Source organism: Hyalangium minutum (assembly GCF_000737315.1).
GTDB lineage: Bacteria > Myxococcota > Myxococcia > Myxococcales > Myxococcaceae > Hyalangium > Hyalangium minutum.
Genome location: NZ_JMCB01000032.1, coordinates 1 through 23037 on the forward strand (window position 1 = coordinate 1; position 23037 = coordinate 23037).

The 23037-nt window shown below is 68.7% G+C and carries 20 protein-coding genes; 14 read left to right on the top strand and 6 right to left on the bottom strand.

Annotated elements, in window-relative coordinates:
- Positions 1 to 1624 (bottom strand): hypothetical protein (locus DB31_RS50135; RefSeq protein WP_205628664.1); only part of this gene is annotated, 1624 nt, incomplete at its 3' end.
- 21 nt (positions 1625 to 1645) lie between these two features.
- Between DB31_RS50135 and DB31_RS51090 the strand changes: the two genes are divergently transcribed.
- From DB31_RS51090 to DB31_RS42965, 5 genes are all read left to right on the top strand, one after another.
- Complete coding sequence (locus DB31_RS51090) at positions 1646 to 4177, top strand: J domain-containing protein (RefSeq protein ID WP_240487265.1); 2532 nt, start codon at positions 1646 to 1648, stop codon at positions 4175 to 4177.
- Positions 4178 to 4329: 152 nt separating this feature from the next.
- Complete coding sequence (locus DB31_RS42950) at positions 4330 to 7167, top strand: response regulator (RefSeq protein ID WP_044199457.1); 2838 nt, start codon at positions 4330 to 4332, stop codon at positions 7165 to 7167.
- A 42-nt stretch (positions 7168 to 7209) separates the two neighbouring features.
- A complete protein-coding gene (gene tsaD, locus DB31_RS42955; protein ID WP_044199460.1) occupies positions 7210 to 8208 on the top strand; it encodes a tRNA (adenosine(37)-N6)-threonylcarbamoyltransferase complex transferase subunit TsaD in 999 nt (332 codons plus the stop codon).
- Between the two features lie 10 nt (positions 8209 to 8218).
- On the top strand, positions 8219 to 9049 hold the full coding sequence (rsmA, locus tag DB31_RS42960; RefSeq protein WP_044199463.1) for a 16S rRNA (adenine(1518)-N(6)/adenine(1519)-N(6))-dimethyltransferase RsmA: 831 nt from the start codon (positions 8219 to 8221) through the stop codon (positions 9047 to 9049).
- Positions 9050 to 9190: 141 nt separating this feature from the next.
- The gene (locus DB31_RS42965; protein ID WP_044199466.1) at positions 9191 to 9802 is read left to right on the top strand and encodes a hypothetical protein; all 612 of its coding nucleotides are present in this window, start codon (positions 9191 to 9193) and stop codon (positions 9800 to 9802) included.
- Between the two features lie 31 nt (positions 9803 to 9833).
- Here the strand turns inward: DB31_RS42965 and DB31_RS42970 are convergent, their stop codons facing one another.
- Entirely contained in the window at positions 9834 to 10430 is a 597-nt protein-coding gene (locus DB31_RS42970) for a TetR/AcrR family transcriptional regulator (protein WP_044199468.1), read from the bottom strand.
- A 103-nt stretch (positions 10431 to 10533) separates the two neighbouring features.
- On the opposite strand from DB31_RS42970, the gene DB31_RS42975 reads away from it, so the two are divergent.
- The 3 genes from DB31_RS42975 to DB31_RS49460 all read left to right on the top strand — a co-directional run bounded on the left by DB31_RS42975 (position 10534) and on the right by DB31_RS49460 (position 14710).
- On the top strand, positions 10534 to 11910 hold the full coding sequence (locus tag DB31_RS42975) for an alpha/beta hydrolase family protein (protein WP_044199471.1): 1377 nt from the start codon (positions 10534 to 10536) through the stop codon (positions 11908 to 11910).
- Between the two features lie 17 nt (positions 11911 to 11927).
- Entirely contained in the window at positions 11928 to 13010 is a 1083-nt protein-coding gene (locus DB31_RS42980) for a BamA/TamA family outer membrane protein (protein ID WP_240487267.1), read from the top strand.
- Positions 13011 to 13213: 203 nt separating this feature from the next.
- Entirely contained in the window at positions 13214 to 14710 is a 1497-nt protein-coding gene (locus DB31_RS49460; RefSeq protein WP_052420697.1) for a hypothetical protein, read from the top strand.
- A 1-nt stretch (position 14711) separates the two neighbouring features.
- On the opposite strand, the gene DB31_RS42990 is transcribed toward DB31_RS49460, so the two are convergent.
- The gene (locus DB31_RS42990; RefSeq protein WP_044199474.1) at positions 14712 to 15317 is read right to left on the bottom strand and encodes a TetR/AcrR family transcriptional regulator; all 606 of its coding nucleotides are present in this window, start codon (positions 15315 to 15317) and stop codon (positions 14712 to 14714) included.
- Between the two features lie 15 nt (positions 15318 to 15332).
- Positions 15333 to 15848 carry a PaaI family thioesterase gene (locus DB31_RS42995; RefSeq protein WP_044199477.1) on the bottom strand — a complete coding sequence of 172 codons (516 nt, stop codon included), beginning with the start codon at positions 15846 to 15848 and terminating at the stop codon, positions 15333 to 15335.
- 131 nt (positions 15849 to 15979) lie between these two features.
- Here DB31_RS42995 and fabF point away from each other — a divergent pair, with 131 nt between their 5' ends.
- Positions 15980 to 17221, top strand: a complete 1242-nt coding sequence (gene fabF / locus DB31_RS43000; RefSeq protein WP_044199479.1) for a beta-ketoacyl-ACP synthase II — start codon at positions 15980 to 15982, stop codon at positions 17219 to 17221.
- Positions 17222 to 17247: 26 nt separating this feature from the next.
- Here fabF and DB31_RS43005 read toward each other — a convergent pair whose 3' ends face one another.
- A complete protein-coding gene (locus DB31_RS43005) occupies positions 17248 to 17520 on the bottom strand; it encodes a hypothetical protein (protein WP_044199481.1) in 273 nt (90 codons plus the stop codon).
- A gap of 112 nt (positions 17521 to 17632) precedes the next feature.
- Between DB31_RS43005 and DB31_RS43010 the strand changes: the two genes are divergently transcribed.
- The 5 genes from DB31_RS43010 to DB31_RS43030 all read left to right on the top strand — a co-directional run bounded on the left by DB31_RS43010 (position 17633) and on the right by DB31_RS43030 (position 21236).
- On the top strand, positions 17633 to 18280 hold the full coding sequence (locus tag DB31_RS43010; protein ID WP_044199484.1) for a deoxynucleoside kinase: 648 nt from the start codon (positions 17633 to 17635) through the stop codon (positions 18278 to 18280).
- 153 nt (positions 18281 to 18433) lie between these two features.
- Positions 18434 to 19339, top strand: coding sequence for a 3-methyl-2-oxobutanoate hydroxymethyltransferase (gene panB, locus DB31_RS43015; RefSeq protein ID WP_044199487.1), 906 nt, complete (start codon positions 18434 to 18436; stop codon positions 19337 to 19339).
- Positions 19340 to 19344: 5 nt separating this feature from the next.
- Entirely contained in the window at positions 19345 to 20199 is an 855-nt protein-coding gene (panC, locus tag DB31_RS43020; RefSeq protein ID WP_044199489.1) for a pantoate--beta-alanine ligase, read from the top strand.
- Positions 20200 to 20210: 11 nt separating this feature from the next.
- Positions 20211 to 20699, top strand: a complete 489-nt coding sequence (gene smpB, locus DB31_RS43025) for an SsrA-binding protein SmpB (protein WP_044199492.1) — start codon at positions 20211 to 20213, stop codon at positions 20697 to 20699.
- Positions 20700 to 20726: 27 nt separating this feature from the next.
- Complete coding sequence (locus DB31_RS43030; RefSeq protein ID WP_044199494.1) at positions 20727 to 21236, top strand: ClpXP protease specificity-enhancing factor SspB; 510 nt, start codon at positions 20727 to 20729, stop codon at positions 21234 to 21236.
- 6 nt (positions 21237 to 21242) lie between these two features.
- Here the strand turns inward: DB31_RS43030 and DB31_RS43035 are convergent, their stop codons facing one another.
- Positions 21243 to 23036 (bottom strand): serine/threonine-protein kinase, encoded by a 1794-nt coding sequence (locus DB31_RS43035; RefSeq protein ID WP_044199497.1) that lies wholly within the window; start codon positions 23034 to 23036, stop codon positions 21243 to 21245.
- Position 23037 lies beyond the last annotated feature (1 nt).

Below are 23037 nucleotides of genomic sequence, written 5' to 3' on the forward strand. Positions count from 1 at the left end.
TGAGGAGGCTCGGTTGGCAGAAGAGGCTCGTCTCGCTGAAGAGGAGCGTCGCCAGGCTGAGGAGGCTCGGCTGGCGGAAGAGGCCCGGCTGGCCGAAGAGGCTCGGCTGGCGGAAGAGGCTCGGCTGGCGGAAGAGGCTCGGCTCGAAGAAGAGCGTCGCAAGGCCGAGGAGGCCCGGCTGGCAGAAGAGGCTCGCCTTGCGGAAGAAGCTCAGCTCAAAGAGGAGCGTCGCAAGGCTGAGGAGGCTCGGCTCGCTGAAGAAGAGCGTCGCAAGGCTGAGGAAGCTCGGTTGGCGGAAGAGGCCCGGCTCGCGGAAGAGGCTCGGCTCGCAGAGGAGGCTCGGCTCGCGGAAGAGGCTCGGTTGGCGGAGGAGGCTCGCCGCGCTGAAGAGGCCCGGCTGGCGGAGGAGGCTCGGCTGGCTGAGGAAGCTCGGTTGGCCGAAGAGGCTCGGTTGGTAGAGGAAGCCCGCCGCGCCGAAGAGGCCCGACTGGCAGAAGAGGCTCGGCGCGCCGAAGAGGCTCGGTTGGCTGAGGAGGCTCGTCTCGCAGAAGAGGCTCGTCTCGCCGAAGAACTGCGCAAGGCTGAGGAGGCGCGTCAGGCCGAAGAGGCACGTCTGGCTGAGGCGGCGCGTCGGGCAGAAGAGGCCCGACTCGCAGAAGAGGCTCGGCTCGCAGAAGAGGCTCGGCTGGCGGAAGAGGCTCGGCTGGCGGAAGAGGCTCGGCTGGCGGAAGAGGCTCGGCTGGCGGAAGAGGCTCGGCTGGCGGAAGAGGCCCGGCTGGCAGAGGAGGCTCGGCTGGCTGAGGAGGCTCGGTTGGCAGAAGAGGCTCGTCTCGCTGAAGAGGAGCGTCGCCAGGCTGAGGAGGCTCGGCTGGCGGAAGAGGCCCGGCTGGCCGAAGAGGCTCGGCTGGCGGGAGAGGCTCGGCTGGCGGAAGAGGCTCGGCTCGAAGAAGAGCGTCGCAAGGCCGAGGAGGCCCGGCTGGCAGAAGAGGCTCGCCTTGCGGAAGAAGCTCAGCTCAAAGAGGAGCGTCGCAAGGCTGAGGAGGCTCGGCTCGCTGAAGAAGAGCGTCGCAAGGCTGAGGAAGCTCGGTTGGCGGAAGAGGCCCGGCTCGCGGAAGAGGCTCGGCTCGCAGAGGAGGCTCGGCTCGCGGAAGAGGCTCGGTTGGCGGAGGAGGCTCGCCGCGCTGAAGAGGCCCGGCTGGCGGAGGAGGCTCGGCTGGCTGAGGAAGCTCGGTTGGCCGAAGAGGCTCGGTTGGTAGAGGAAGCCCGCCGCGCCGAAGAGGCCCGACTGGCAGAAGAGGCTCGGCGCGCCGAAGAGGCTCGGTTGGCTGAGGAGGCTCGTCTCGCAGAAGAGGCTCGTCTCGCCGAAGAACTGCGCAAGGCTGAGGAGGCGCGTCAGGCCGAAGAGGCACGTCTGGCTGAGGCGGCGCGTCGGGCAGAAGAGGCCCGACTCGCAGAAGAGGCTCGGCTGGCAGAAGAGGCCCGGCTGGCAGAAGAGGCTCGGCTGGCGGAAGAGGCTCGGCTGGCGGAAGAGGCTCGGCTGGCGGAAGAGGCCCGGCAGGCGGAGGAGGCTCGGCTGGCGGAAGAGGCTCGGCTGGCGGAGGAAGCTCGGCTCGCCGAGGAGCACCGCAAGGCGGAAGCGGCTCGGTTGGCGAAGGATCTGCGCCAGGCCGCGGAGGCTGCCCGGCTCGAAGAGGAAGCCCGCATCGCCGAGGAGGCCCGCATCGCCGCCGAGGCCGCCCAGACCGAGGAAGCCCGTCTCCTCGAGGAGCAGCGTCAGGCCAAGCAGGCGCGGCTCTTCGAGAAGGCGCGCCGTGCCGCCGAGGCCGCCCGGATCGAGCAGGAGGCCCTCTCGGAAGAAGCCTCGCCCCCTGTCGACCCCTTCCAGGACGAAGAGTCCCGCCGAGAGGAAGAGCGCCGTCGCTCCAAGGAGGCCCGGCTGGCCGAAAAGGCACGCCGTGCCGCCGAAGAGGCCCGCCTCGCCCAGCAGGACTCCAGCCCTGCGGACACCTCGCTCTCCGAACAGGAGCGCCAAGTCGAAGAGGTCCATCTGGAGGACGCGGCCCTCTTGATGGAGGAGGCCCGCCGGAGCGAAGAGGCTCGGCTGGCCGAAGACGGCCAGCTCGTGGAGGAAGCCCGGCGCGCGGAGGAGGCCCGCCTGGCCGAAGAGCTTCGCCAAGCCGCCGAGGCCCGCCAAGCCGCCGAAGCCATCCGCTGGGAAGATGCCATCCCGCAGGAACTGCCCCAGCCGTCCACCGAGCCCTTCGAGGACGAAGAGGCCCGCCGCGAAGAGGAGCGCCGTCGCGCCAAGGAGGCCCGTCTGGCGGAGAGGGCCCGTCGGATCGCCGAGGCCGCACAACTCGAAGACGCAGCGCCGCCCGCGGACCCCACTCCCGTGGCGGAGTCCATGGCCGACTTCTCCTGGTCCGACGCCATCCCTCAGGCCGGGTCCGAGCCGCAGGATCTGGTGCTCTCGGACAATAAAGAGGCACTGCGTCAGGCATGGCAGCAGGCGGATGCCGAACTCCTCCAAGAAGTGGAAGAGGCCCGGCGCCGCGCCATCACCGATCCGATCGATCCCTGGCTCGCCGAGGAGCGCATCCTGGCCCCCAAGGCCTCCACGGTCGCCACCTCCGCGCAGACCTCACCGGCCCCCACGCCCAGCCCGGCTGCCGGGGCGCTCGTGGATGCAGAGCCCGTGTCGGAGCTCGATCTGGTGCAGGACATGTGGAGCGACCTCGTCCCCGAGAACGAGTCCGCCGCCTCGGCCGTGCCTGCCCCGCCCTCCACTCCGGTGCCGCCCGCCACCGTGGCCGCACCGCCTCGGATGACAGCTCGGGCCCCTGCCGCGGCTCCCGCTCCGCGTCCCCCGGCCCCTGCGGAGGAGAACGATCTCTGGCGCATCGTCACCTTCGACACCGCCGAGGACGCCACCCACTTCTCCGCCTCCTTCGAGGCCGCGCTGGACAAGGTGGATGCTCACCTCGAGTCGCTCATCCAGCCGGAGCCTCCCGCCAGTGGGGCCAATGTGGGAGAACCTCCTGCGGTGGCTGTTGCCCAGGCTCCGGCGCCTGCTCCGTTGTCCCCAAGCGGTTTCGTAACCCCTGCTGGTGACAAGGCCGCGGCAACTGGCCAGACTGCGCAGAACACCTCATCAGGTGGGGCCCTGGACGATGAACTCGAGGGGCTGGATGATTTCGGCGATCTAGACGCGTGGGATTTCAACGAGGACGACGTGGCGGGAGATCCCAATTCTGAGGAAGCCAAGTTGCGGCGCCAGCGCCTGCTGCGTCGTGCCATGGAGAACATGGGAACGCTGGGCGCTCGGCCGGAGGCTCCGGTCGGCGCGGTAGCGGTCACTCCCGCCGCGGCCGAGTCTGCGCCTGCGTCGGCCCCAGCCGCGGCGGGAGCGGCTCCGCTCGGGGCCGAGGACTCGGGCTTGGCGCAGCACATCGAGCAGCGCTACGCGGAGATCCAGAACAAGCGGGACCACTTCGCCATCCTGGGCATCACGCCGGAGACCCCGCGGGATCAAGTGAAGGCGGCCTTCCTCAGCCTGGCCAAGGTGTTCCACCCGGATCGCTTGCCTGCCTCGCTGCCGCACCTGGCGCCGAAGATCACCTCGGTCTTCGAGGCCATCCGCGAGGCCTACGAGATCCTCTACGACGAGACCAAGCGCGCCGCATACCTGGAGGGCCTCAAGAAGGCGGCGGCCCCCAAGGTCCCCGCGCACGCGTCGGCGTCCGGGATGAGCCCGACGGGCCGAGGCACCGCGGCCACCAACCCGGGGGACCTCTTCAAGATGGGCGAGGTCTTCTTCCGCAAGCGGGACTTCGCCGCAGCCGCGGATCACTTCGAGCGCGCCTACGCGCTGGAGCCCAAGGCGCTCTACCAGGCGGCGCTGGCGTGGACCCTCTACATGGATCCGCAGCGCAAGGCGGAGGTCCTCAAGGCCAAGCAGATGATGGTGGACGCCATCAAGGCGGACGCCGCGTGCGACCGGGCGCATTACCAGCTCGGGGTGATCGCCCGCGTGGAAGGGGACATGGATCGGGCCGAGCGCCATTTCCGCGACGCCGTCAAGGCCAACCCCAAGCACCTGGAGGCCAATCAGGAACTGCGCCTCATCGAGATGCGGAAGAAGAACACCCCTCCTCCCAAGAAGGGTTTCTTCCGCTGAACACCCACCAGGCAGCCTGACATCCGCTTGCTGAGCAGGCGGGGGAGGGGCCCAGCCAAACCATTGACATGCCTGGAGATTGGGCATGATCATCCCGCGACTCCTCGGCGTTGGTCCGCAGCGCTGGAGACCGTAGGGAAAGGCACTCAATCGTGGCCAAGCAGCACCTGCTCCTGGTCGATGGTGACGCGAAGAGCCTTCGCGTGATGGAAGTCAGCCTGAAGAAGGCGGGCTTCTCCGTCACGACCGCCATCCATGGCAAGGACGCCGTGGAGAAGGTCCAGATCAGCCCGCCGGATCTCGTGTTGGCCGACACGAAGATGCCGGAGATGGATGGTTTCGAGCTGTGCAAGACGCTCAAGACGGACGAGCGCTTCAAGCACATCCCCTTCGTCTTCCTGACGAACCAGAAGTCGGTCGAGTTCAAGGTGCGCGGCCTGGAGCTCGGGGGCGACGACTACCTGACGAAGCCCATCTACATCAAAGAGATCGTCACCCGCGTGAAGATGATCCTCCAGAAGGCGGAGAAGGAGAGGATCGAGAAGCGGGAGACGACCAAGGGCGGCTTCGGCGGCAGCCTGGCCGACATGGGCGTGGTGGATCTGGTCCAGACGTTCGAGATCGGCCGCAAGACGGGCACCATCAACATCCAGGGTGACCGCGTCGGTGCCATCTACTTCAAGGAGGGCCGCGTCATCGACGCGGAGCTGGGGCGCCTCAAGGGCGAGAACGCGTTCTACCGGATGCTGAACACGTTCGAGGGCCAGTTCGAGGTGCAGTTCACCCCGCTGGACCGGCCCGAGCGCATCGAGGTCTCCACCCAGGGCCTGCTCATGGAGGGCATGCGCCGGCTGGACGAGTGGGGCCGCATGCTCGAGCAGCTGCCGCCGCTCGAGACGGTATTCGAGATTGATTACCACCAGCTGGCCGAGCGCCTGTCGGAGATCCCCGACGAGGTCAACGGGCTGCTGCGCCTGTTCGACGGCAAGCGCACGCTGAGCCGCGTGGTGGAGGACTCGGACTTCGAAGACTTGGCCGCGCTGGGCATCATCAGCAAGCTCTACTTCGAGGGGCTGATCCGCGAGCTGGGCAACGTGCCGCAGGAGCCCATCCAGAGCGGCAAGCCCGGCATCGAGGAGTGGCTCCACGCGGCCGCGCCGCCGGTGCCTCCCGCGCCGCCGGTACCGGTGCCCGCGCCGACCTCGAGCGAGCCCGTGGAGGATCCCGCGAAGGCCACGGCCGCTGTGCCGCCGCCTCCGCCCATTTCCGCAGTGGCGCCGCTGCCTCCTGCCGAGGCGAAGCAGCCCCAGCCTCCGCCCGCGCCCGCGCAGGCCGCCCCGCCGGAGCCTCCGCCCGCGCCCGTGCAGGCTGCCACACCGGAGCCCGCCGCGAGCCCGCCGTCGGCCGCGCCGCAGCCGGCGAACGTGGTGGTGTTCCAGCCCAAGCCCAAGCGTCCGTACAACGCGCCGACGATGGAGATGCCGACGGTGGCCCCGGTGCCGCCGCCTACGGCCGAGGGCTCTTCCTTCCTCGTGGAGCCTCCGCCCGCGCACCGCGCCCAGGAGCACGCGCGCCGCAGCCTGCTGCTGGACTGGAGCCGAGTGGACACGGATGGCCTGGGCTCGGCGAGCACCTGGTCTCCCGCCCGGCCCTCTGCGGGGCAGAGTGCCGCAGCGCCTGCGTCCTCGCCCCTGCCTGCGCCCGAGCCCGTTCCCAGCACCGCCTCGGAAGCCTCGGCGCCGGAGGCCTCGGCGCCGAGTGGCCCGTCCAAGCCGCCGATCTTCGGTGGGGCCGCGGTGGGGCCGGACCCGTTTCCGCCCGTGCCGCCTCCCGCGCCCGCGCCGCCCTCGGACGAGGTGACGCTGGTGGCGGGACTGTCGCCGGTGACGGCGCCTCCGCCTCCGAGCCCGGCCGAGCCGGAGCCTCCCGCGCAGCTCGCGCTCCCGCCGTATCCGGGGCATGGCGCGCCGGAGCAGGCGTCCAAGTCCAAGCCCAAGGACAAGCCCAAGGACAAGGACAAGGACAAGGCCGCCGATGCGCCTTCGTCCCCGCCGACGCTCACGCCCGTGGCGGCGCCGGCCGAGACCCAGAAGCCGCAGCGCGAGGATCCGCCGCTGCCCACGCTGGACTTCAAGACAGAGCCGGCCCCCAAGCCCGCGCCCAAGAAGCCGGAGCCAGCGGCCAAGAAGCCAGAGCCAGCGCCTGCTCCGAAGCCGAAGAAGGAAGACATCGACGAGGCGGCGCTCGCCAATGCGGTGAAGCCGAAGCGCACGGGCCTGTTCATTGGCCTGGGCGTGGTGGCGGTCATTGCCGTCGCCGCGGTGGTGATGGGGACGCGGGGTTCGGGCACGACGGAGCAGCCGGAGAAGCCTGCGCAGCCGGATTCTCAGTCGGCTGGGACCGAGCCGGGCACGCCCAAGCCTCCGGAGGCAGTCGTGACGCCGACGCCGGGGCAGGAGACGCCCAAGCCTCCGGACACGGCCACCCCGCCGCCGGCGACGCCCCAGGACACGGGCAAGCCGACGGTGGCGGAGACGCCGGCGACGCCCGATTCCGACGAGCCTGATCCCACTGAGGCCACGCCGACGGACATCACGAAGCCGGTGGATCCGGAGGCCGTGTACGCCACCTCCATCAAGCAGGCGAGGGCGGCTGTGGTGAAGGGGCGCTATGGGTCGGCTGTGCAGAACTACCGCAAGGCCCTGAAGGCGAAGCCGGGCTCGAGCGAGGCCAAGGAAGGCCTGGGCTTCTCCCTGGTGATGGGGAGCACGAGCGACTCGGCGTACAAGGAAGCGGCCCGGCTGCTGCAGGACGTGGTGAAGGATGGGGAGGCGCCGGGCCGGACCTGGTTCGCGCTGGGCATGGCGCTCCAGGTGACGAAGCAGGATAAGCAAGCGGTCCAGGCTTATAAGAAGTACCTTGTGCTGGAGCCTTCCGGGAAGTTCGCCCCCGACGTTCGCCTTGCGCTGAAGCAGCTGGGCAGCAACTAGGGGCGGGGGGCTCGGGCCCTCGCTGGCCTGGAAGGTACTGCCTTGCTCGTCCTTGGATTGGAAACCAGCTGTGATGAGACCGCCGCCGCCCTCGTGGAAGACGGGCGGCGAGTGCTCTCGGATGTCGTCTCCACCCAGGTGGATATCCACCGGCGCTGGGGCGGAGTGGTGCCGGAGCTCGCCAGCCGCAACCACATCGTCCAGGTGATGCCGGTGCTCCACGAGGCGCTGACGCGCGCGGGCCGGACGCTGGACGACGTGGATCTGATTGCCGTCACCTCGGGGCCGGGGCTGATTGGTGCGCTGCTGGTGGGCGTGCAGGTGGCCAAGTCGCTGAGCCTGGCCACGGGCAAACCGTTCGTGGGAGCCAACCACCTGGAGGGCCACCTGCTGGCCATCCGGCTGCTGGAGGATGCGCCCGAGCCGCCGTTCCTCGGGCTGGTGGTCTCTGGCGGGCACACGAGCCTGTACGAGGTGCAGGACTACGGGCGCTACCGGCTGGTGGGCAGCACGCGCGACGACGCGGCGGGAGAGGCCTACGACAAGACGGCGCGCATCCTGGGGCTACCGTACCCGGGTGGACTGCCGATTGACCAACTGGCGCAGAAGGGAAACCCGGAGGCCATCCACTTCCCGCGAGCGTTGCCGCAGCCGGACACGTTTGACGTGTCGTTCTCGGGGCTGAAGACGGCGGTGCTGAACCACGTGCGCAAGCACGGTGTGCCAGAGGGGCAGGCGCTGGCGGATCTGTGCGCCTCGTTCCAGGAGGCGGTGGCGGACGCGCTGTCGAAGAAGTTCGTGGCAGCGGCGCGGCGGCTGGGGCTGAAGCGGCTGGTGGTGTGCGGCGGCGTGGCGGCGAACTCGCGGTTGCGCTCGTTGTGCCTGGAGCGGGCGGAGGATCGGGGATTGAAGCTCTACCTGCCACCGGTGAGGCTGTGCACGGACAACGGAGCGATGATCGCGGTGGCCGGGTACGAGGCCTGGCGCCGGGGTCTGCGTGGGGACTTCAAGCTCGCCGCGGATCCGGCGTGGCGGATGTAAGGGAGGGACAGTGGAGACGCCGAGAGACATCCTCAAGCGCCATGGGCTGCACGCGAAGTACAGCTGGGGGCAGAACTTCCTGGGAGATGAGTCCTCGCTCCGAGACATTGCGGGCGCGCTGGAGCTGCGCGACGGCGAGCCCGTGGTGGAGCTGGGGCCGGGGCTGGGGCACCTGACGCGCTTCCTGGCGGCGACGGGGGCGAAGGTGACGGCGGTGGAGAAGGACCGGGACATGATCGCCGTGCTGGAGAAGGAGGCGATCCCGGGGGTGAAGGTGGTGTCGGGGAACGCGGCCACGGTGAACTTCGCGGAGGCTGCGGGGGTGCCCCAGGTGGCGGTGGTGGGCAACCTGCCGTACCACCTGACGAGCTCGATCCTCTTCCAGGTACTGGAGCAGCGCGCGCAGGTGTCGCGGGCGGTGTTCACGCTGCAGAAGGAAGTGGTGGAGCGGCTGGCGGCGGAGCCGGGGACGCGGGACTACGGGCTGCTGACGGTGTTGCTGGGCTTGTACTTCGACATCGAGCACCTGTTCACGTTGGACGCGCACCTGTTCCACCCGCCGCCGAAGGTGGACTCGGCGGTGGTGCGGCTGACGCGGCTGAAGGAGCCGCGCGCGTCGGTGGTGGACGGGGAGCGCTTCATCCGGCTGGTGAAGGCGGCGTTCGCGCAGCGGCGCAAGACGCTGCTGAACTCGCTCAAGTCGGACCGCTCGCTGGCCTCGCCCGAGCAGTACGCGAAGGCGCTGGAGACCGCTGGCATCGACCCCATGCGTCGCGCCGAGACACTCACGTCTCAGGAGTTCGCCGCACTGGAGCGCGCCCTGGGGCCTGTGAACGCGTAGCCTGGGCTGAGTCGGATAGCCCGGTCCTTGCTGCGAGCAGACTCACCTCGTTGAGTCGAATGGGGCGGGCGATGAAAGCGGAGAGGCGCTGGTCCCCAGCATCGTTTCAGCGGGGGCTCCTTGCCCCAAGAGAGAGGCTCCATGAGAAACCTGCTCTTCGTGGCAACGATGGCCCTCGTGAGCTGCGCGCGGACCCCTGCAGCGCCATTGGCTCCGCTGGAGCAGGATGAGTCCATCGTCTTTCCGGAGAGCTTCGGGGCTGCTCCCGTGGTGGGCCGAGCCGGCAAGCCCTACTCATTGGAGGGAGTGACACTTCAGGCGCTCATGGTGGCGACCCAGGATTTCCTCGCTCCCGGTTCAAAAGAGGCTCCGTGCTGGAGCAGGCCCGATGCCTACGTCTACCAGGTGCTTCGCCAGGAGGACGTCATCTTCATTGAGATCCATGCGGACCCTGCGGCGTGTGAAGGACAGTTCCTCATGCTGGACTCGGGCATCCGCTACGCGGTCAGCGTGGATGGCCGGATTCTGCGGCGGCTCCGCACAGGAGAGCCTGGAGGGAGGAGTCCTGCCCCGACTGTCATAGATGCAGGGGTGAGCTCAGGGACGAGGGAACTGGACCTCTCCGGCGCCGTGGTGGCTCCGCCGGGCACCTCCGCGCAGGGGCTACCGTGGAGGCGACAGGACGGAGGCGTCGGAGATGGCGGAACACCTTCTCTCCCGAAGATGGACGGTGGCGTGACGGTGCCTCAGTAACCTGTGAACGCGCAGCCTGGGCTGCGAGCTCCTACCGCTCCAGTCCCTTCAGAAGCCGCTGGACCCAGGCGCGGCGATCCGCTTCCTGGGTGAAGTCGAGCGGCAGGAACGCGGAGAAGAGCCCCGGAAGCATCCCCAGCGTCAGGAGCGGTGCCCAGAGCTGCGCGAGGGTGATGCGCAGCTCCTCGGCGGACAGGTGAGGCGCGGCCGGTGCGACGCGCAGCGTGAGTTCCTCCAGGAACGCATTGAGCCGCTTCACCGCCGGGCCCTCGTAGGACTGCTTGACCAGCGCATCGTGAAGGTGCGCGTGCGCGATGCGAGGGTACCGGGTCGAGTGCACCAGGTAGTCCTCGAGGACCTTCGCGAGCGCAGGCAGGACCTCGAGCCCGCTCGCGCGCTGCGTGTCGAAGTCGGTGAGGACCTCACCGAAGGCCTGATCCAGCGTGCTCTCCAACGCCAGCGCGATCAGGCGCTCCTTGCTTCCGAAGTAGTAGTTGATCGCGGCGCTGTTCACTCCGGCCTCGCGCGCGATCTCCCGGATCCCCGTGGCCTCCAGTCCGGCGCGTTCGATGCACGTCACCGCCGCCACCAGGATCCGGGCACGGACGGTCGGATTCTTTTCCGCCATGAAGGCAAACCCCAGGAAGGACTCGGTCCAGGTGACACCTATCGCATGCCCCGGTGTTCAATCAGCCGATTAAATCTGTTGATTTAAACCTGGGAGTGATGCGATGAATTCGAGCAACAAAGAGACTGACTCGGACGGGAAGGCATCTGGACGACCCTCTCGGCGCCAGGCGCTCGGTGGGGCAGGGCTGTTCCTGGGGGGAGCGCTCGCTGCGCTAGGGATCCAGCGGGCCAGCAGTGCCGCACCGGAGGACGTTCCGGGGATCAAGCCTCGCAGCGACGCCTGGTACGACCTGCGCTTCACTGGCGACGGCCTGATGGACAACCAGCTGCTGTGGTTTCTCGGTCACGCCACCACCGGCATGAGCGACATCGGCGAGTGCCTCGAGACGGCGAAGCGCATCCGTCCTGGAGAGGAGGAGAGCTGGTTCGCCGCCTGGCTCCAGACGGCGGAGCGGGTTCACCGGTTCGCGGAGACCGCCGAAGGTCGAAGCCACGCTCTGAGCGCGGGAGAGACCTATAGGCGCGCCGCGAACTACTACCGCGCGGCGACGATGCACTACACCGGCCGCGGCGACCCACGGCTCCTCGAGGCAACGCGCCGGGCCGTGGCCACCTTTGAGAAGTCCAACGCCCTGCTGGGCTACCCGGCGGAGCCGCTCGAAATCCCGTACGAAGGGAGCTCGCTGCCCGGCTACTTCATCCGCTCGCCGCACGCGAAGCCCTCCGCGCCGATCCTCGTTTTGCATCAGGGGCTGCACGCCTGGCCCGAGGAGACGCGCTGGGTCTACGACGGGGCCATCAAGCGCGGCTATCACGCGCTCATCTTCCATGGGCCGGGGCAGGGCCGGGCGCTGCGCGAGAAGGGGCTGGCCTTCCGGCCTGACTGGGAGCGCGTGGTGAGCCCGGTGATCGATGTCGCGGAGCGGCTGGCGGGAGTGGATCCCCGGCGGATCCTCCTGATGGGGCTGTCCTTCGGGGGCGCCCTGGCCCCGCGTGCGGCGGCGTTCGACAAGCGCATCGCCCTGTGCATCGCGAACCCGGGCGTCCTGAGCTGGTGGGAAGCGATGAAGAGCCACTTCGAGCGCTTCATCCCGGGTGTCATCTCGTTGCTCCGCTCGCAGCCCGAGCTGTTCGACAAGGCGATCCACCGGCTCGCGAGCGGGTGGCCGACAGCGGCGTACTGGCTGCGCGATGTGCAGTGGAAGCATGGGGCCTCGTCTCCGGCGGAGGTCTTCCAGAAGCTCTCCGAGTTCGACAACGAGCCCGTCGTCCATCGGATCACCTGCCCCGTGCTGATCATGGAGGGCACGGCGGAGGATGCGAGCCCGGGGCAGTCGCGCAAGCTGTACGACGCGCTGAAGGGGCCGAAGCACCTCATGGAGTTCACGGAGGAGGACGCTGCGCCTCTGCACTGCCAGGCGGGGGCGGGCGCGCTCGCGGCGCAGCGGCTGTTCGACTGGCTCGACGAGAACGTCTGAGCGCCAGAGGGGCTGAGATGAAGCGATCGATCGCCGTGTTGCTGTTGTGGTGTGTCACCGCCGGGGCCGAGGAGCCGGCGGCTGCGGACGCGCGGGTGGACGGGGCGCTGGACGTGGTGCCCTTCGCGCTCCCGGCCTACCAGCCGGAGACGAGCTGGTTGCTGGGGGGCGCGGCCGCGCTCGTGTACCAGCCGCCCAAGGACAGTGGGCGCCGGGAGTCGCAGCTCCTCCTGGCGGGCGCCGCGAGCGTGCGCAAGCAGTTCACCCTGAGCCTCTCGTCAGACGTCTACGCCTGGGAGGACCGGCTGCACCTGGGAGGGACCCTCAGCGCAGCCCGATTTCCGGACCAGTTCTTCGGAGTGGGCTCCGACACGCGTGCCAGCGAGAAGGAGCCCTACTCACCCACCTACTATGAGCTTGAGCTCAGTCCGAAGTGGCGGGTGCTCCCGGCGCTCTATGTCGGTCCCAGTGGCCGCCTCCAGATCGCCAGAGTGGCCGGGCAGCTTCCTGGAGGGCTGCTGGATCGGGGCGAGGTGACGGGGGAGCGCGGGGGGACGACGGTTCAGTTGGGCGTCTCGGCATTCTGGGACACGCGAGACAGCACGCTCTACCCTCGAAGTGGTTCGCTGATCCGCGCGCAGGCGCGCATGGCCAGGCGGGCGCTGGGCTCCACCACGGAGTTCAACCTGCTGCGCATCGACGGCCGCACCTACTGGACGATGCCCTATGCCCGGCACGTGCTTGCGCTGCAGGCGCTCCTGGAGCTTCGCGGAGGCGAGCCACCGTTCTACGACACCGGCAAGCTCGGCAGCGGCGAGATGATGCGCGGCTACTATGAAGGCCGCTTCCGTGACAGGCAGCACCTGGCGCTGCAGGCCGAGTACCGCACTCCGCTCTTCTGGCGCGTGGGCAGCGTCGTATTCGCCTCGGTGGGGAACGTGGGCCGGAACCTGGACGCCGCGATGCTGTCCGGGCTCAAACCCGCGGCGGGGGCGGGCCTGCGTCTGGCGCCCATGAAGGACGTGCCGGTGAACCTCCGGCTCGACGTCGCGTACGGCAGCGACCTGTTCTTCTATCTGAACCTGGGTGAGGCCTTCTGACCCGGCTCTGCAGACTCACATGCGGAATCCGCAGTGGCATCTGCGGGTCTCGCAGTCCCCTGCACACGCTGAACACGTAACCGCGCGAAACCACCGGCTCACCGTGGCTCGCAGGGGCTGGCGCGCGCCTTGCTCAAGCTCGTCCGCAGGAGCACGGCCCGGGTGCTCCTTCCAGAGACACCTGAGACGTGAGGAGACGAGCCATGAAGAGCCTGATCGAGAAGAGCCGAGCCGCAGTGGTGGGAGCCCTCGTGCTGGCGTGGATGAGCGGTTGTGGCACCCCCGCCGACACGGAGCAGACCCCCGCAGCCGAGGATCCCGCGCTAGGCAACGCCCTCCCCAATCAGCCCGATCGCGGTGGCATCGGCATGGCGCTTCCTCCTCCTCCTCCTCCTCCTCCTCCCACCGGACCGAACCCCACTCCGCCGCCTCCGCCCCCGACCAGCGGAGTGGATCCCCAGCGCTCCCTCGCCGTGACGGATGACGCGATCCTCAACAAGTTCACCTTCATCGCGGTGATGGACCAGCTCGTCGGCACCAGCGGCGTGCCAACCACGGCGCTGAACCTCTTCCGGCAGTGGTGGGACACGCAGCGGCCGGCTCCAGGGCTCGGGGCGGGACCGCACTGCGACAGCCCGGGCGTGGCCAACATGAACGGCTTCCCGTACACGTGCCCGCGAGCCGAGGGAAACCTGGCCAACGCGGACCCCTTCACCAACCCCGCTGGCAACCCGAACTCCTTCATCCCCGTGGGGCTCTTCAACCGCTTCGATCTGGCCCCCACCCACGGAGCCAACTGCGGCGAGTACCGCATCGTCTTCGCCAAGCGCTCGGGCCTCACCAACCCGCAGGACCGGCTGTTCCTCATCTTCGAGGCCGTGCTGCCCAACCCCACGCCGGAGCAGGGTCTCGAGGGCTGCCGCCCGGTGGCGAACTTCTGGAGCGGGCTGACCGCGGACGCGGACGTGAACTCGCGGGGTGACAAGCTGCGCAGCTTCTACTTCAACGGGCTCCCGGGCTTCATGCCAGTGATCCACACGGACAACCTGGGCAGCCGCGCGAGCAACACGGGCCAGGTGCGCACCAACCAGTTCATGCAGCCCGCGTGGATGCTGCGCGAGTTCAAGCTTCAGAAGAGCTGCGCTACGAGCCCCTGCTCCGTCCAGTTCATCCCGTCCACGGTGAAGACCAACCCGGGCGGTGCACTCTTCAACCCCTCGTCCTCGCACGCGCGGGCCGCGGACTTCCAGAGCGCCATCTTCCCGGCCCAGGTGGCCAGCCTGGCCGTCAACAACATCAACGGCTTCGGCTTCTCGGTGCCTGACGCCTTCAACAGCGGCCAGTCCGATGAGCAGAACCCGATGGAGAACCACTACGTGAACCAGTTCGGCACGGGCCCGAGCCCGCTGCGCACGAACATCCAGAACCAGCTGAACGCCATCGGCAGCACGCTGACGCCGAACCAGATTGTGGCGCGCGCCATGTCCCTCTCGTGCGCGGGCTGCCACCGTCTGAGCAACGGGGCTGACCTGGGCGGTGGGCTGCGCTGGCCGCCCTCGCTGGACTTCACCCACATCTCCGAGCAGACCGATCAGGGCCCGGACGGCCCGCGGCACCGCCTCTCTCCGGCGCTGGTGAATGTGTTCCTGCCGCACCGCAAGGCTGTGCTCGACGCGTTCCTCGGCTCGGCCGCGCAGTAACTCAGCGGGGCGGAGGGGTGGGGGAGGGCTCCTCCCCCTTCGCCAGCAGCAGCGCCCGGGCCGCCTGAAGCACCTCATCCGAGAGGGGCTGAGAGGAGGTCGCCCGGGCCAGCGTCAAGGCCCCGAAGCACAGCGCAACGCTGGCCAGGGCCTTCTGCCGAGCCGTGACGCCCTGCTCGTCGGTCAGGTGGGCCTGGGCCTCGCGGACCAGCGCATCGAGTCCCTCGGCGAGCGTGCCCTGAAGTTCCGGAGCGGCCCGAGTGAGGTCCGAGAGGACGGAGGGCATCATGCAGCCCCCCTGCGGATCATCGCGGCGCTGGCGGGTGAGGTAGCGGCGGACGAAGTGGCTCAGCCACTCGGGGCCGTGCAGCTCCTCGAGCCCCGCCACCCACCGCTCCTTGCTCTGCTGGAGGAAGCTCCGCAGGGCCTCTCGCTGCAGCTCCTCCTTCGAGGTGAAGTGGGCATAGAAGCCGCCCACCGTCAGGCCCGCGGCGCGCATCACCCGCTCCACGCTGGCGCCCGCGAAGCCCTGCTTCCGGAAGAGCGCGTCGGCGGCCGCGAGGATGCGCGCACGGGTGGAGGGCTTCTGCTCGGGGCCATACCGCATGGGGACCTCCCTCTCTCAGGTTCCAGCGCCGGACGGCCGGAAGATCATGCAGGTGGTGACGCCGTGGGCGTACAACTTTCCGGAGGCATCCGTCACCCGGCCCTGCGCGGTGGCCATGCGGCCTCCCAGGTGGATGATCTCCCCGGTGCAAGTCAGCCGCCCCGTGTCGTGGGTGATGGGGCGCACGAAGGTCACGTGCAGATCCAGCGTGGTGTAGCTCGCGCCCGCTGGCAGGGTGCTATGGACCGCGCACGCCATCGCCGAGTCCAGCAGCGTCGCAGCCAGCCCGCCGTGCACGGTGCCGATGGGGTTGTAGTGGTACTCGGCCGGCTCCACGGTGAAGACGGCGCGTCCTTCCTGGAACTCGGAGGGGCCCATCCCCAGCAGCTCGGCGATGGGAGGGCCGGGCAACTCGCCTCGTTGCATGGCCCGCAGGTACTCCAGCCCGGAGAGCTGCTTCGCCGCAGTGACTCCCTCCCGGTAGTCCTTCCACGTCACGGTCCGTGTGCGCTGCGCGCTCCCCTCGCTCATATGGGCTCCTTGCCTTTGGAATGATGGGCATCATCTCTGGGGAACAATTCGGGCGCCCCAGTGAGTACCCTGATAGAATGATGGACATAATATAAATCATCACTCAGGGCAAGTGAGAGGGGAGCAGACCGATGGAGAAGCGGCGCGTCGTGGTGACGGGGCTAGGCCTCATCAGCCCGTGTGGCACTGGGGTGGAGAAGAGCTGGGAAGCGCTCGTGAAGGGCCAGAGTGGGGTGGGGCCCATCACGCTCTTCGACGCGAGCGGTCTGGACAGCCGCATCGCCGGCGAGGTGAAGGACTTCCGTCCCGAGGACTTCATCGACAAGCGGGAGCTGCGGCGCATGGACCGCTTCGCCCAGTTCGCGGTGGGCGCGGCGGACATGGCCTTGAAGGACTCGGGCCTGGCCATCACCCCCAAGAATGCCGAGCGGACCGCGGTCATCGTCGGCTCGGGGATTGGAGGCATCGGCAGCCTCGAGGAGACCTACCGCAAGGTGCTGGAGAAGGGGCCGGATCGCATCAGCCCGTTCTTCATCCTGCAGATGATCATCAACCTTGCGCCGGGCTACATCTCCATGCGCCACGGCATCAAGGGGCCGAGCTGGTCCTCCAACTCCGCCTGCTCCACCAGCGCCCACGCCATCGGCGAGGCCCTCCGAGGCATCCAGCGGGGAGACTTCGACGCCGCGGTGGTGGGAGGTGCCGAGGCCCCCATCACCGTCCTGGGCGTGGGAGGCTTCGCCGCGATGAAGGCGCTGTCCACGCGGAATGACGCGCCCCAGGCCGCCAGTCGTCCCTTCGACGTGGATCGCGACGGCTTCGTGGTGGCCGAGGGCGCTGGGATGTTGGTGCTGGAGACGTGGGAGCACGCGCGGGATCGCGGCGCCAAGGTCTACGCGGAGCTGTCGGGTTACGGTGCCAGCTCGGACGCCTACCACGTGACGCAGCCTGCGCCCGAGCACGAGGGAGCCCAGCGCAGCATGCGGCTGGCGCTCGCGGATGCGGGGCTCCGGCCCGCGGACATCGGCTACATCAACGCCCACGGCACGTCGACGGACATTGGGGACGCGCTGGAGATGGAGGCCATCACCCGTGTCTTTGGAGAGGCGGCCCGTCAGGTCGCCGTCTCCTCCACCAAGTCCATGACGGGGCACATGAACGGCGCGGCGGGAGCGGCCGAGGCCGTCATCAGCGTGCTGGCGCTCCAGCGAGGAATGCTCCCACCGACGGTGAACCTCGACCGGCAGGATCCGCGCATCACCCTCGACTGCATCCCGAAGGTGGCGCGAGAGAAGCGGGTGAGCGCGGTGATGAGCAACTCTTTCGGGTTTGGCGGGACGAACGTGTCGCTCGTGTTCCAGCGCCCGAGCTGAGGTGCCTCATTCCGCGTGGGAGCGCGCTACTTCATCCCCATGGCCTTGAGCAGGTCTTCCCGCTGCTCCAGGAACGCCCGGAACTCGTGCTCAGGGATGCGCATGCGGGCCAGGACTTCCCGGAGGATCTCCTCCACGGTGCCGTCCTGGCGCCGCTTCAGCTCCAGCGCCGTCTTGAGCAGCACCACGCCATAGCGTGGATCGGACTCCACGGGCGGTGGGGTCCGCGCCTTGGGCCGAGCGGCCTGCTTGCGCTCCTCCAACTTCACCACCGTCTTCGCCCGCTGACGTCCGCTCATCTCCCGACGCACCCCGACCCACTTCGTTGGAATGGCGGGGCACCGTACGGAAACGCCCCCCGGACCGTCAAGCAGGCACGCTTCCAGAATCTGTGCTATCCGCCTGTCGCGGATGGACTACCGGTACATCGTCGTGGAAGGGCCCATCGGTGTGGGCAAGACGAGCCTCTCCAACCTCCTGGCCGAGCGCTACAGAGCGCGCCGGATTCTGGAGGTGGTGGAGGAGAATCCGTTCCTCTCCAGCTTCTACACGGACCGGGCGAAGTATGCGTTCCAGACGCAGATCTTCTTCCTGCTCTCGCGCTTCCGTCAGCAGCAGGAGCTGTTCCAGCAGGACCTGTTCAGCGCCGTCACGGTGAGCGACTACCTGTTCGCCAAGGACCGCATCTTCGCCTGCCTCACGCTGGACTCGCACGAGCTGGCGCTCTACGACCGGGTGTTCGATGCGCTCGGGCCCCGGGTGACGAAGCCGGACATCGTCATCTACCTCCAGGCCCGCCTGGACGTGCTCCTGCACCGCATCAAGAAGCGCGCCCGCGAGTTCGAGCGGAAGTTCGACGCCACCTACCTCGAAGAGCTGGTGCACGCCTACAACGACTTCTTTGCTCACTACACCGACACACCGCTCCTGGTGGTGAATACCTCGGACATCGACTTCGTGAACAACGAGGCCGATCGCGAGGGCCTGATGAACGCCATCAAGAAGGCCCGCCAGGACGGCATCCACCACTACGATCCACACCCAGCCAAGCGGCCGTAAGGACCCGGCGTCTGCTCGTCTGCCTGAGAAGGGTTCCCCACAGGAGCCCCAAGGGCGTTAGAGTAGGGGCACACCTCCGGCGATCCCCCCGGGACGGCGAGAGGTGGCAACACCGCGGTACCCCCCAACCCTCTCCCCCACAGGAGGTGAACCGTGAAGGACAAGGTCACCATCCACACGCTGAAGCGACTGAAGCAGGCCGGCCAGAAGATCTGCATGGTCACGGCCTATGACGCCACCTTTGCGCGGCTCCTCGACGAGTCCGGCGCGGATGTGCTGCTGGTCGGTGACTCACTGGGCATGGTCGTCCAGGGACATGACTCCACGCTCCCAGTGACGATGGAGCAGATGATCTACCACTCGGTGGCCGTCAATCGGGGCGCCAAGCGGGCCCATGTGGTGGGCGACATGCCCTTCATGAGCTACCAGACCTCTGTCGAGGCGGCGGTGCGCAACGCGGGCCGGCTCGTGGCCGAGGGCGGCGTGGGCAGCGTGAAGCTGGAGGGCGGCGCCGAGTTCGCCGACACCGTGGCGGCCATCACCCGCGCGAGCATCCCCGTCATGGGGCACCTGGGGCTCACCCCTCAGTCCGTGCACAAGATGGGCGGCTACGTGGTGCAGGGCAAGGACGAGCAGGCCGCTCGCAAGATTCTTCAGGACGCGCTCGCGCTGGAGCGTGCGGGCGCCTACGCGCTGGTGCTCGAGGGCGTGCCGGTGGAACTGGCCCGGCAGATCACGCAGCGCCTGAGCATCCCCACCATCGGCATCGGTGCCGGAGTTGAGTGCGATGGGCAGGTGCTCGTCTGTTACGACCTGCTCGGCATGAACCCGGACTTCAAGCCCAAGTTCGTGAAGCGCTACGCGGACCTGCACGGCTCCATCACCGGGGCGGCCAGCACCTTCTTCAACGAGGTGCGCGCCGGCTCCTTCCCGGACGACGATCACTCCTTCCACTCGAAGACGCTGCGGCTGGTGGCCTCCAACACGCACACTTCTTCCGAGGCGGAGCCCGCCGAGGGCGGTGAGAAGATCGGCCCCATCTACGGCGTTCCGGTCTAACCCCCATGGCTCCGCAGGTTCTCCGCACTGTGGCTGAAGTCCAGGCGTGGGCGGCGGACCTGCGCCGGGCCGGGCGCCGGCTCGCGCTGGTGCCCACCATGGGCTTCCTGCACGAGGGCCACCTCTCGCTCATGCGCGAAGGGCGCAAGCGGGCGGACGGGGTGGCCACCTCCATCTTCGTCAACCCCACCCAGTTCGGTCCCAAGGAAGACCTCTCGCGCTACCCGAAGGACTTCGAGGGCGACCTGGCCAAGTGCGGCAGCGCGGGGGTGGACGTGGTCTTCGCTCCCGAGGCGAGCACCATGTACCCGCCCGGCTACGAGACGTACGTGGAGGTGACGGACGTCAGCCAGGGGCTGTGCGGCGAGCGCCGCCCCGGACACTTCCGAGGCGTGGCCACCATCGTCACCCGGCTGCTGTGCATGTTCCGGCCGGACGTGGCCCTCTTCGGCGAGAAGGACTACCAGCAGCTTCAGGTCATCAAGGCACTCAACCGGGACTTGCACCTGGGCGTGGAGATTCTGGGCATGCCCACCGTGCGCGAGCCGGATGGGCTGGCCATGAGCTCTCGCAATGCGTACCTCTCTTCTGAGGACCGGAAGCGGGCGCTTGCCATCTCGCGTGGCTTGGGAGCGGCCCAGGCGCTGTACCGCTCCGGCACCTCCGAGGCGTCAGCGCTCACCGAAGCGGTCCGTCGGGAGCTGCGCGCCGCGGATCTCCGGGAGGACTACGTGGAACTGGTGGATGCTGAACGCCTCAAGCCTGTCGCGAGCGTCCAGCCCAGCCAGCCCGCCCGCCTGTTGGTGGCTGCCTTCTGTGGGACCACGCGGCTGATCGACAACCAGCCCATTGGAGGCTAGGGGACGCGCGTATGGCCGGTGGCAAGGCGAAGGGTGGAGTGGGAGCGCAGGAGGGCGTGAAGATCATCGCCGAGAACCGCAAGGCCCGCGCCATGTACACCGTGGACGAGAAGGTGGAGGCGGGCCTCCAGCTCCAGGGCAGCGAGGTGAAGTCCTTGAGAGACGGCACGGCCAACCTCTCGGACGCCTACGCGCTCCCGAAGGGCACCGAGCTGTATCTTCTCAATGCCCACATTGGCACGTATAAACCCGCGAATCTCTTCACCCACGAGCCTACGCGGGGCCGTAAGCTGTTGATGCATCGTGCGGAAATCGACCGCTGGACGGCAAAGGTGAGGGAGCGGGGTTATTCCATCATCCCGCTTGTGCTGTACTTCAAAAACGGGCGAGCCAAGGTGGAGCTGGGGCTCTGCCGAGGCAAGACACACGAGGACCGGCGGCAGGACATCAAGGAACGGGAGACGAAGCGGGAGATGGAGCGAGAGTCGCGACGCCGCTGATCGCGCCGCCCACGCCGCTGCGGACAGATGGAGACAAAGGGTCCCGATAAGAAGGAACTGCTGCTGGCGGCTCTCGAGCAGGGCATGGTGATGATTCACCTGGATGCTCGCCGCCCCGGGGTGCTCGTCCCCGCTCACCTGCGCAACGAGCACCACCTGCGGCTCAACCTCTCGTACCGGTTCGACCCTCCGGATCTCTCGGTGAGCGACTGGGGCGTTCGCTCCACGCTGAGCTTCTCGGGCACGCGCTTCACCATCGCTGTGCCCTGGTCCGCGCTGTTCGCCATCGCCAGCCATGTCACCAAAGAGCTGGCTTGGATGTACGCGGATGATCTGCCCGAGGAGATCCTCCAGCAGGCACAGGTGACGACCAAGGTGTCGACACCTGAGATGGCTCCCGCTGCACCGCCTCCGGCCGAGGCGCGTCCGCGTGCGGTGCTCCGCGAGGTGCCCTCCGAGAAGGACGCCGAGCCGCCCGAGGGCCCACCGGAGGATCCGCCTCCGCCTCGCAAGGGCCACCTGCGCCTGGTGAAGTGAGGCGGCTCAGCGCTGCTTCCGCAACTCCACGTCGAACTGGGCCGGAGCGTTGCCGGGGAAGGTGCTCTTCCACGGCTTGTAGCCCTTCAGGGTCAGCTCGACGGTGATCTCCTCGCCGGGCGGGTAGTTGTTGTCCATGAGCAAGGGCGTGGTGCCCTTGTCTTCTCCACCCAGCACCACCCGGGCGCCGCTGGGCTCGCTGTTGATGACCAGCGGCGGAGGCTTCGAGGGCTCGGACAGGGCACCGCGCATCGCGCGCTCGGCGCTCGGCAGCAGGCGCTGGACATGAGGCCAGGCGAAGAAACCGCCCGCTCCGAGTCCTGCCACCACGGCGAGGCGCAGCGCCCACCGGCCCCAGGGCCTGCTCGGCTTGTGCTCCCAGAACGTCTCCTCGCGGGCCTCGCGCGTCTCGAGCTCGAGCCTCTCCGCCGGGGTCTCCAGCACGCTGGGAGAGGCCAGGAGCGGCGCGTTTCCGGGCATCGTCAACTCCGAGGCGCAGGCATCGCACGGCGCGTAGGCGGAGGGCAGGGGCGAGCCGCAGCGCACGCAGCGGAAATCCGTCGGCGGTGCGGCAGGCGCCTCGGCGGGAGCCTGGGGCGGGGGCATGGTCTTCAGGGACGGCTGCGAGGGAGACTTGAGCAGGGTTGGGGCGAGCCCCGGGGTGGGAGTGCGGGGGACGGGCCCCGGAATGGGGGCGGGGGACACGAGCCGGCCGCTGCTGCTCAGCTCCGAGCTGCCGGCAGGCAGGGCCCACTCGGAGGTGGGCTCGGGCACCCGGCGTCCTGTCTCAGGTGCGGGCGGACTTGGAGGAGGGGAAGGGGGAGCCGCGACAGCTTGCGGCGCAGCGGCCGGGGCGCGAGCGGGCTCGGAGGCCTTGGCCGCCTGGGCTTGCTCGAGGAGGGTGAGCGGCAGGTTCTGCTGCGCGAGGAAGGCGGCCAGCGTGTGAGAGGAGCCGGGCTCACCGGCTCGCGCCAGGTAGCGTCCGAGCGCTTCCGCCATGGCCTCGGGCTGAGGAAAACGAGCCTCGGGGGCCTTCTCGAGCGAGCGCATCACCACCTCGGCCAGCGGCGCCGGCACCTCCGTGAGCGGAGGCGGAGTGCCACTGGCGATGGCCATGGCGACGATGATGGCCTCGGTCGAGGTGCTGAAGGGGTGCTGGCCGGCGAGCAGCTCGTAGAGGACGATGCCGAGGGAGAACTGATCGCTGGCGGCGGTGGCGGCGCCCCCGGTAATCACCTCGGGCGCGGCATAGGAGGGCTTGCCCTTGAAGACACCGGGCTGGGTGCCGTGGGAGACGCCCTCCAGCTTGGCGATGCCGAAGTCGGTGAGCTTCACCTCGCCCTCGCGCGAGATGAGGATGTTGGACGGGGAGATGTCGCGGTGGGCCGTGAGCACCGGACGCCCGTTGTGCGTGCGCCGGTAGGCGTGGCTGAGCCCCGCGAGCGCCTGAGCGCCAATGAAGGCCACGAGGTGTGGCGGGAGGCGGGCGTTGCGCCGCTTCAGGTGGCGGACGAGCACTCCCAGGTCCCACCCGTTGACCAGCTCCATGACGAGGAACAGGCCGGTGGCGTCATTGCCCACGTCATAGACGCTGACGAGGTTCTGGTGCTGCAGGTGGGTGGCGAGCCGGGCCTCGGCGACGAACATGCTCGCGACGGCCTCGTCCTTGGCGAGGTACGGGAGGATGCGCTTGATGGCCACGGGCTTCTCGAAGCCCTCGGCGCCGCGGGCGATGCCCAGGAAGAGCTCGGCCATGCCTCCCGAGGCCAGAGGCCGCACGAGCCGGTAACGTTCGTTCACA

Coding starts and splice junctions, on each gene's coding strand:
- DB31_RS42980 (WP_240487267.1), top strand. CDS start 11,928: ATGAAGCGATCGATCGCCGTGTTGCTGTTGTGGTGTGTCACCGCCGGG.
- DB31_RS42975 (WP_044199471.1), top strand. CDS start 10,534: ATGAATTCGAGCAACAAAGAGACTGACTCGGACGGGAAGGCATCTGGA.
- DB31_RS43010 (WP_044199484.1), top strand. CDS start 17,633: ATGGACTACCGGTACATCGTCGTGGAAGGGCCCATCGGTGTGGGCAAG.
- DB31_RS49460 (WP_052420697.1), top strand. CDS start 13,214: ATGAAGAGCCTGATCGAGAAGAGCCGAGCCGCAGTGGTGGGAGCCCTC.
- fabF (WP_044199479.1), top strand. CDS start 15,980: ATGGAGAAGCGGCGCGTCGTGGTGACGGGGCTAGGCCTCATCAGCCCG.
- DB31_RS42990 (WP_044199474.1), bottom strand. CDS start 15,317: ATGCGGTATGGCCCCGAGCAGAAGCCCTCCACCCGTGCGCGCATCCTC.
- DB31_RS43005 (WP_044199481.1), bottom strand. CDS start 17,520: ATGAGCGGACGTCAGCGGGCGAAGACGGTGGTGAAGTTGGAGGAGCGC.
- smpB (WP_044199492.1), top strand. CDS start 20,211: ATGGCCGGTGGCAAGGCGAAGGGTGGAGTGGGAGCGCAGGAGGGCGTG.
- DB31_RS42965 (WP_044199466.1), top strand. CDS start 9,191: ATGAGAAACCTGCTCTTCGTGGCAACGATGGCCCTCGTGAGCTGCGCG.
- DB31_RS43030 (WP_044199494.1), top strand. CDS start 20,727: ATGGAGACAAAGGGTCCCGATAAGAAGGAACTGCTGCTGGCGGCTCTC.
- DB31_RS42995 (WP_044199477.1), bottom strand. CDS start 15,848: ATGAGCGAGGGGAGCGCGCAGCGCACACGGACCGTGACGTGGAAGGAC.
- DB31_RS42970 (WP_044199468.1), bottom strand. CDS start 10,430: ATGGCGGAAAAGAATCCGACCGTCCGTGCCCGGATCCTGGTGGCGGCG.
- panC (WP_044199489.1), top strand. CDS start 19,345: ATGGCTCCGCAGGTTCTCCGCACTGTGGCTGAAGTCCAGGCGTGGGCG.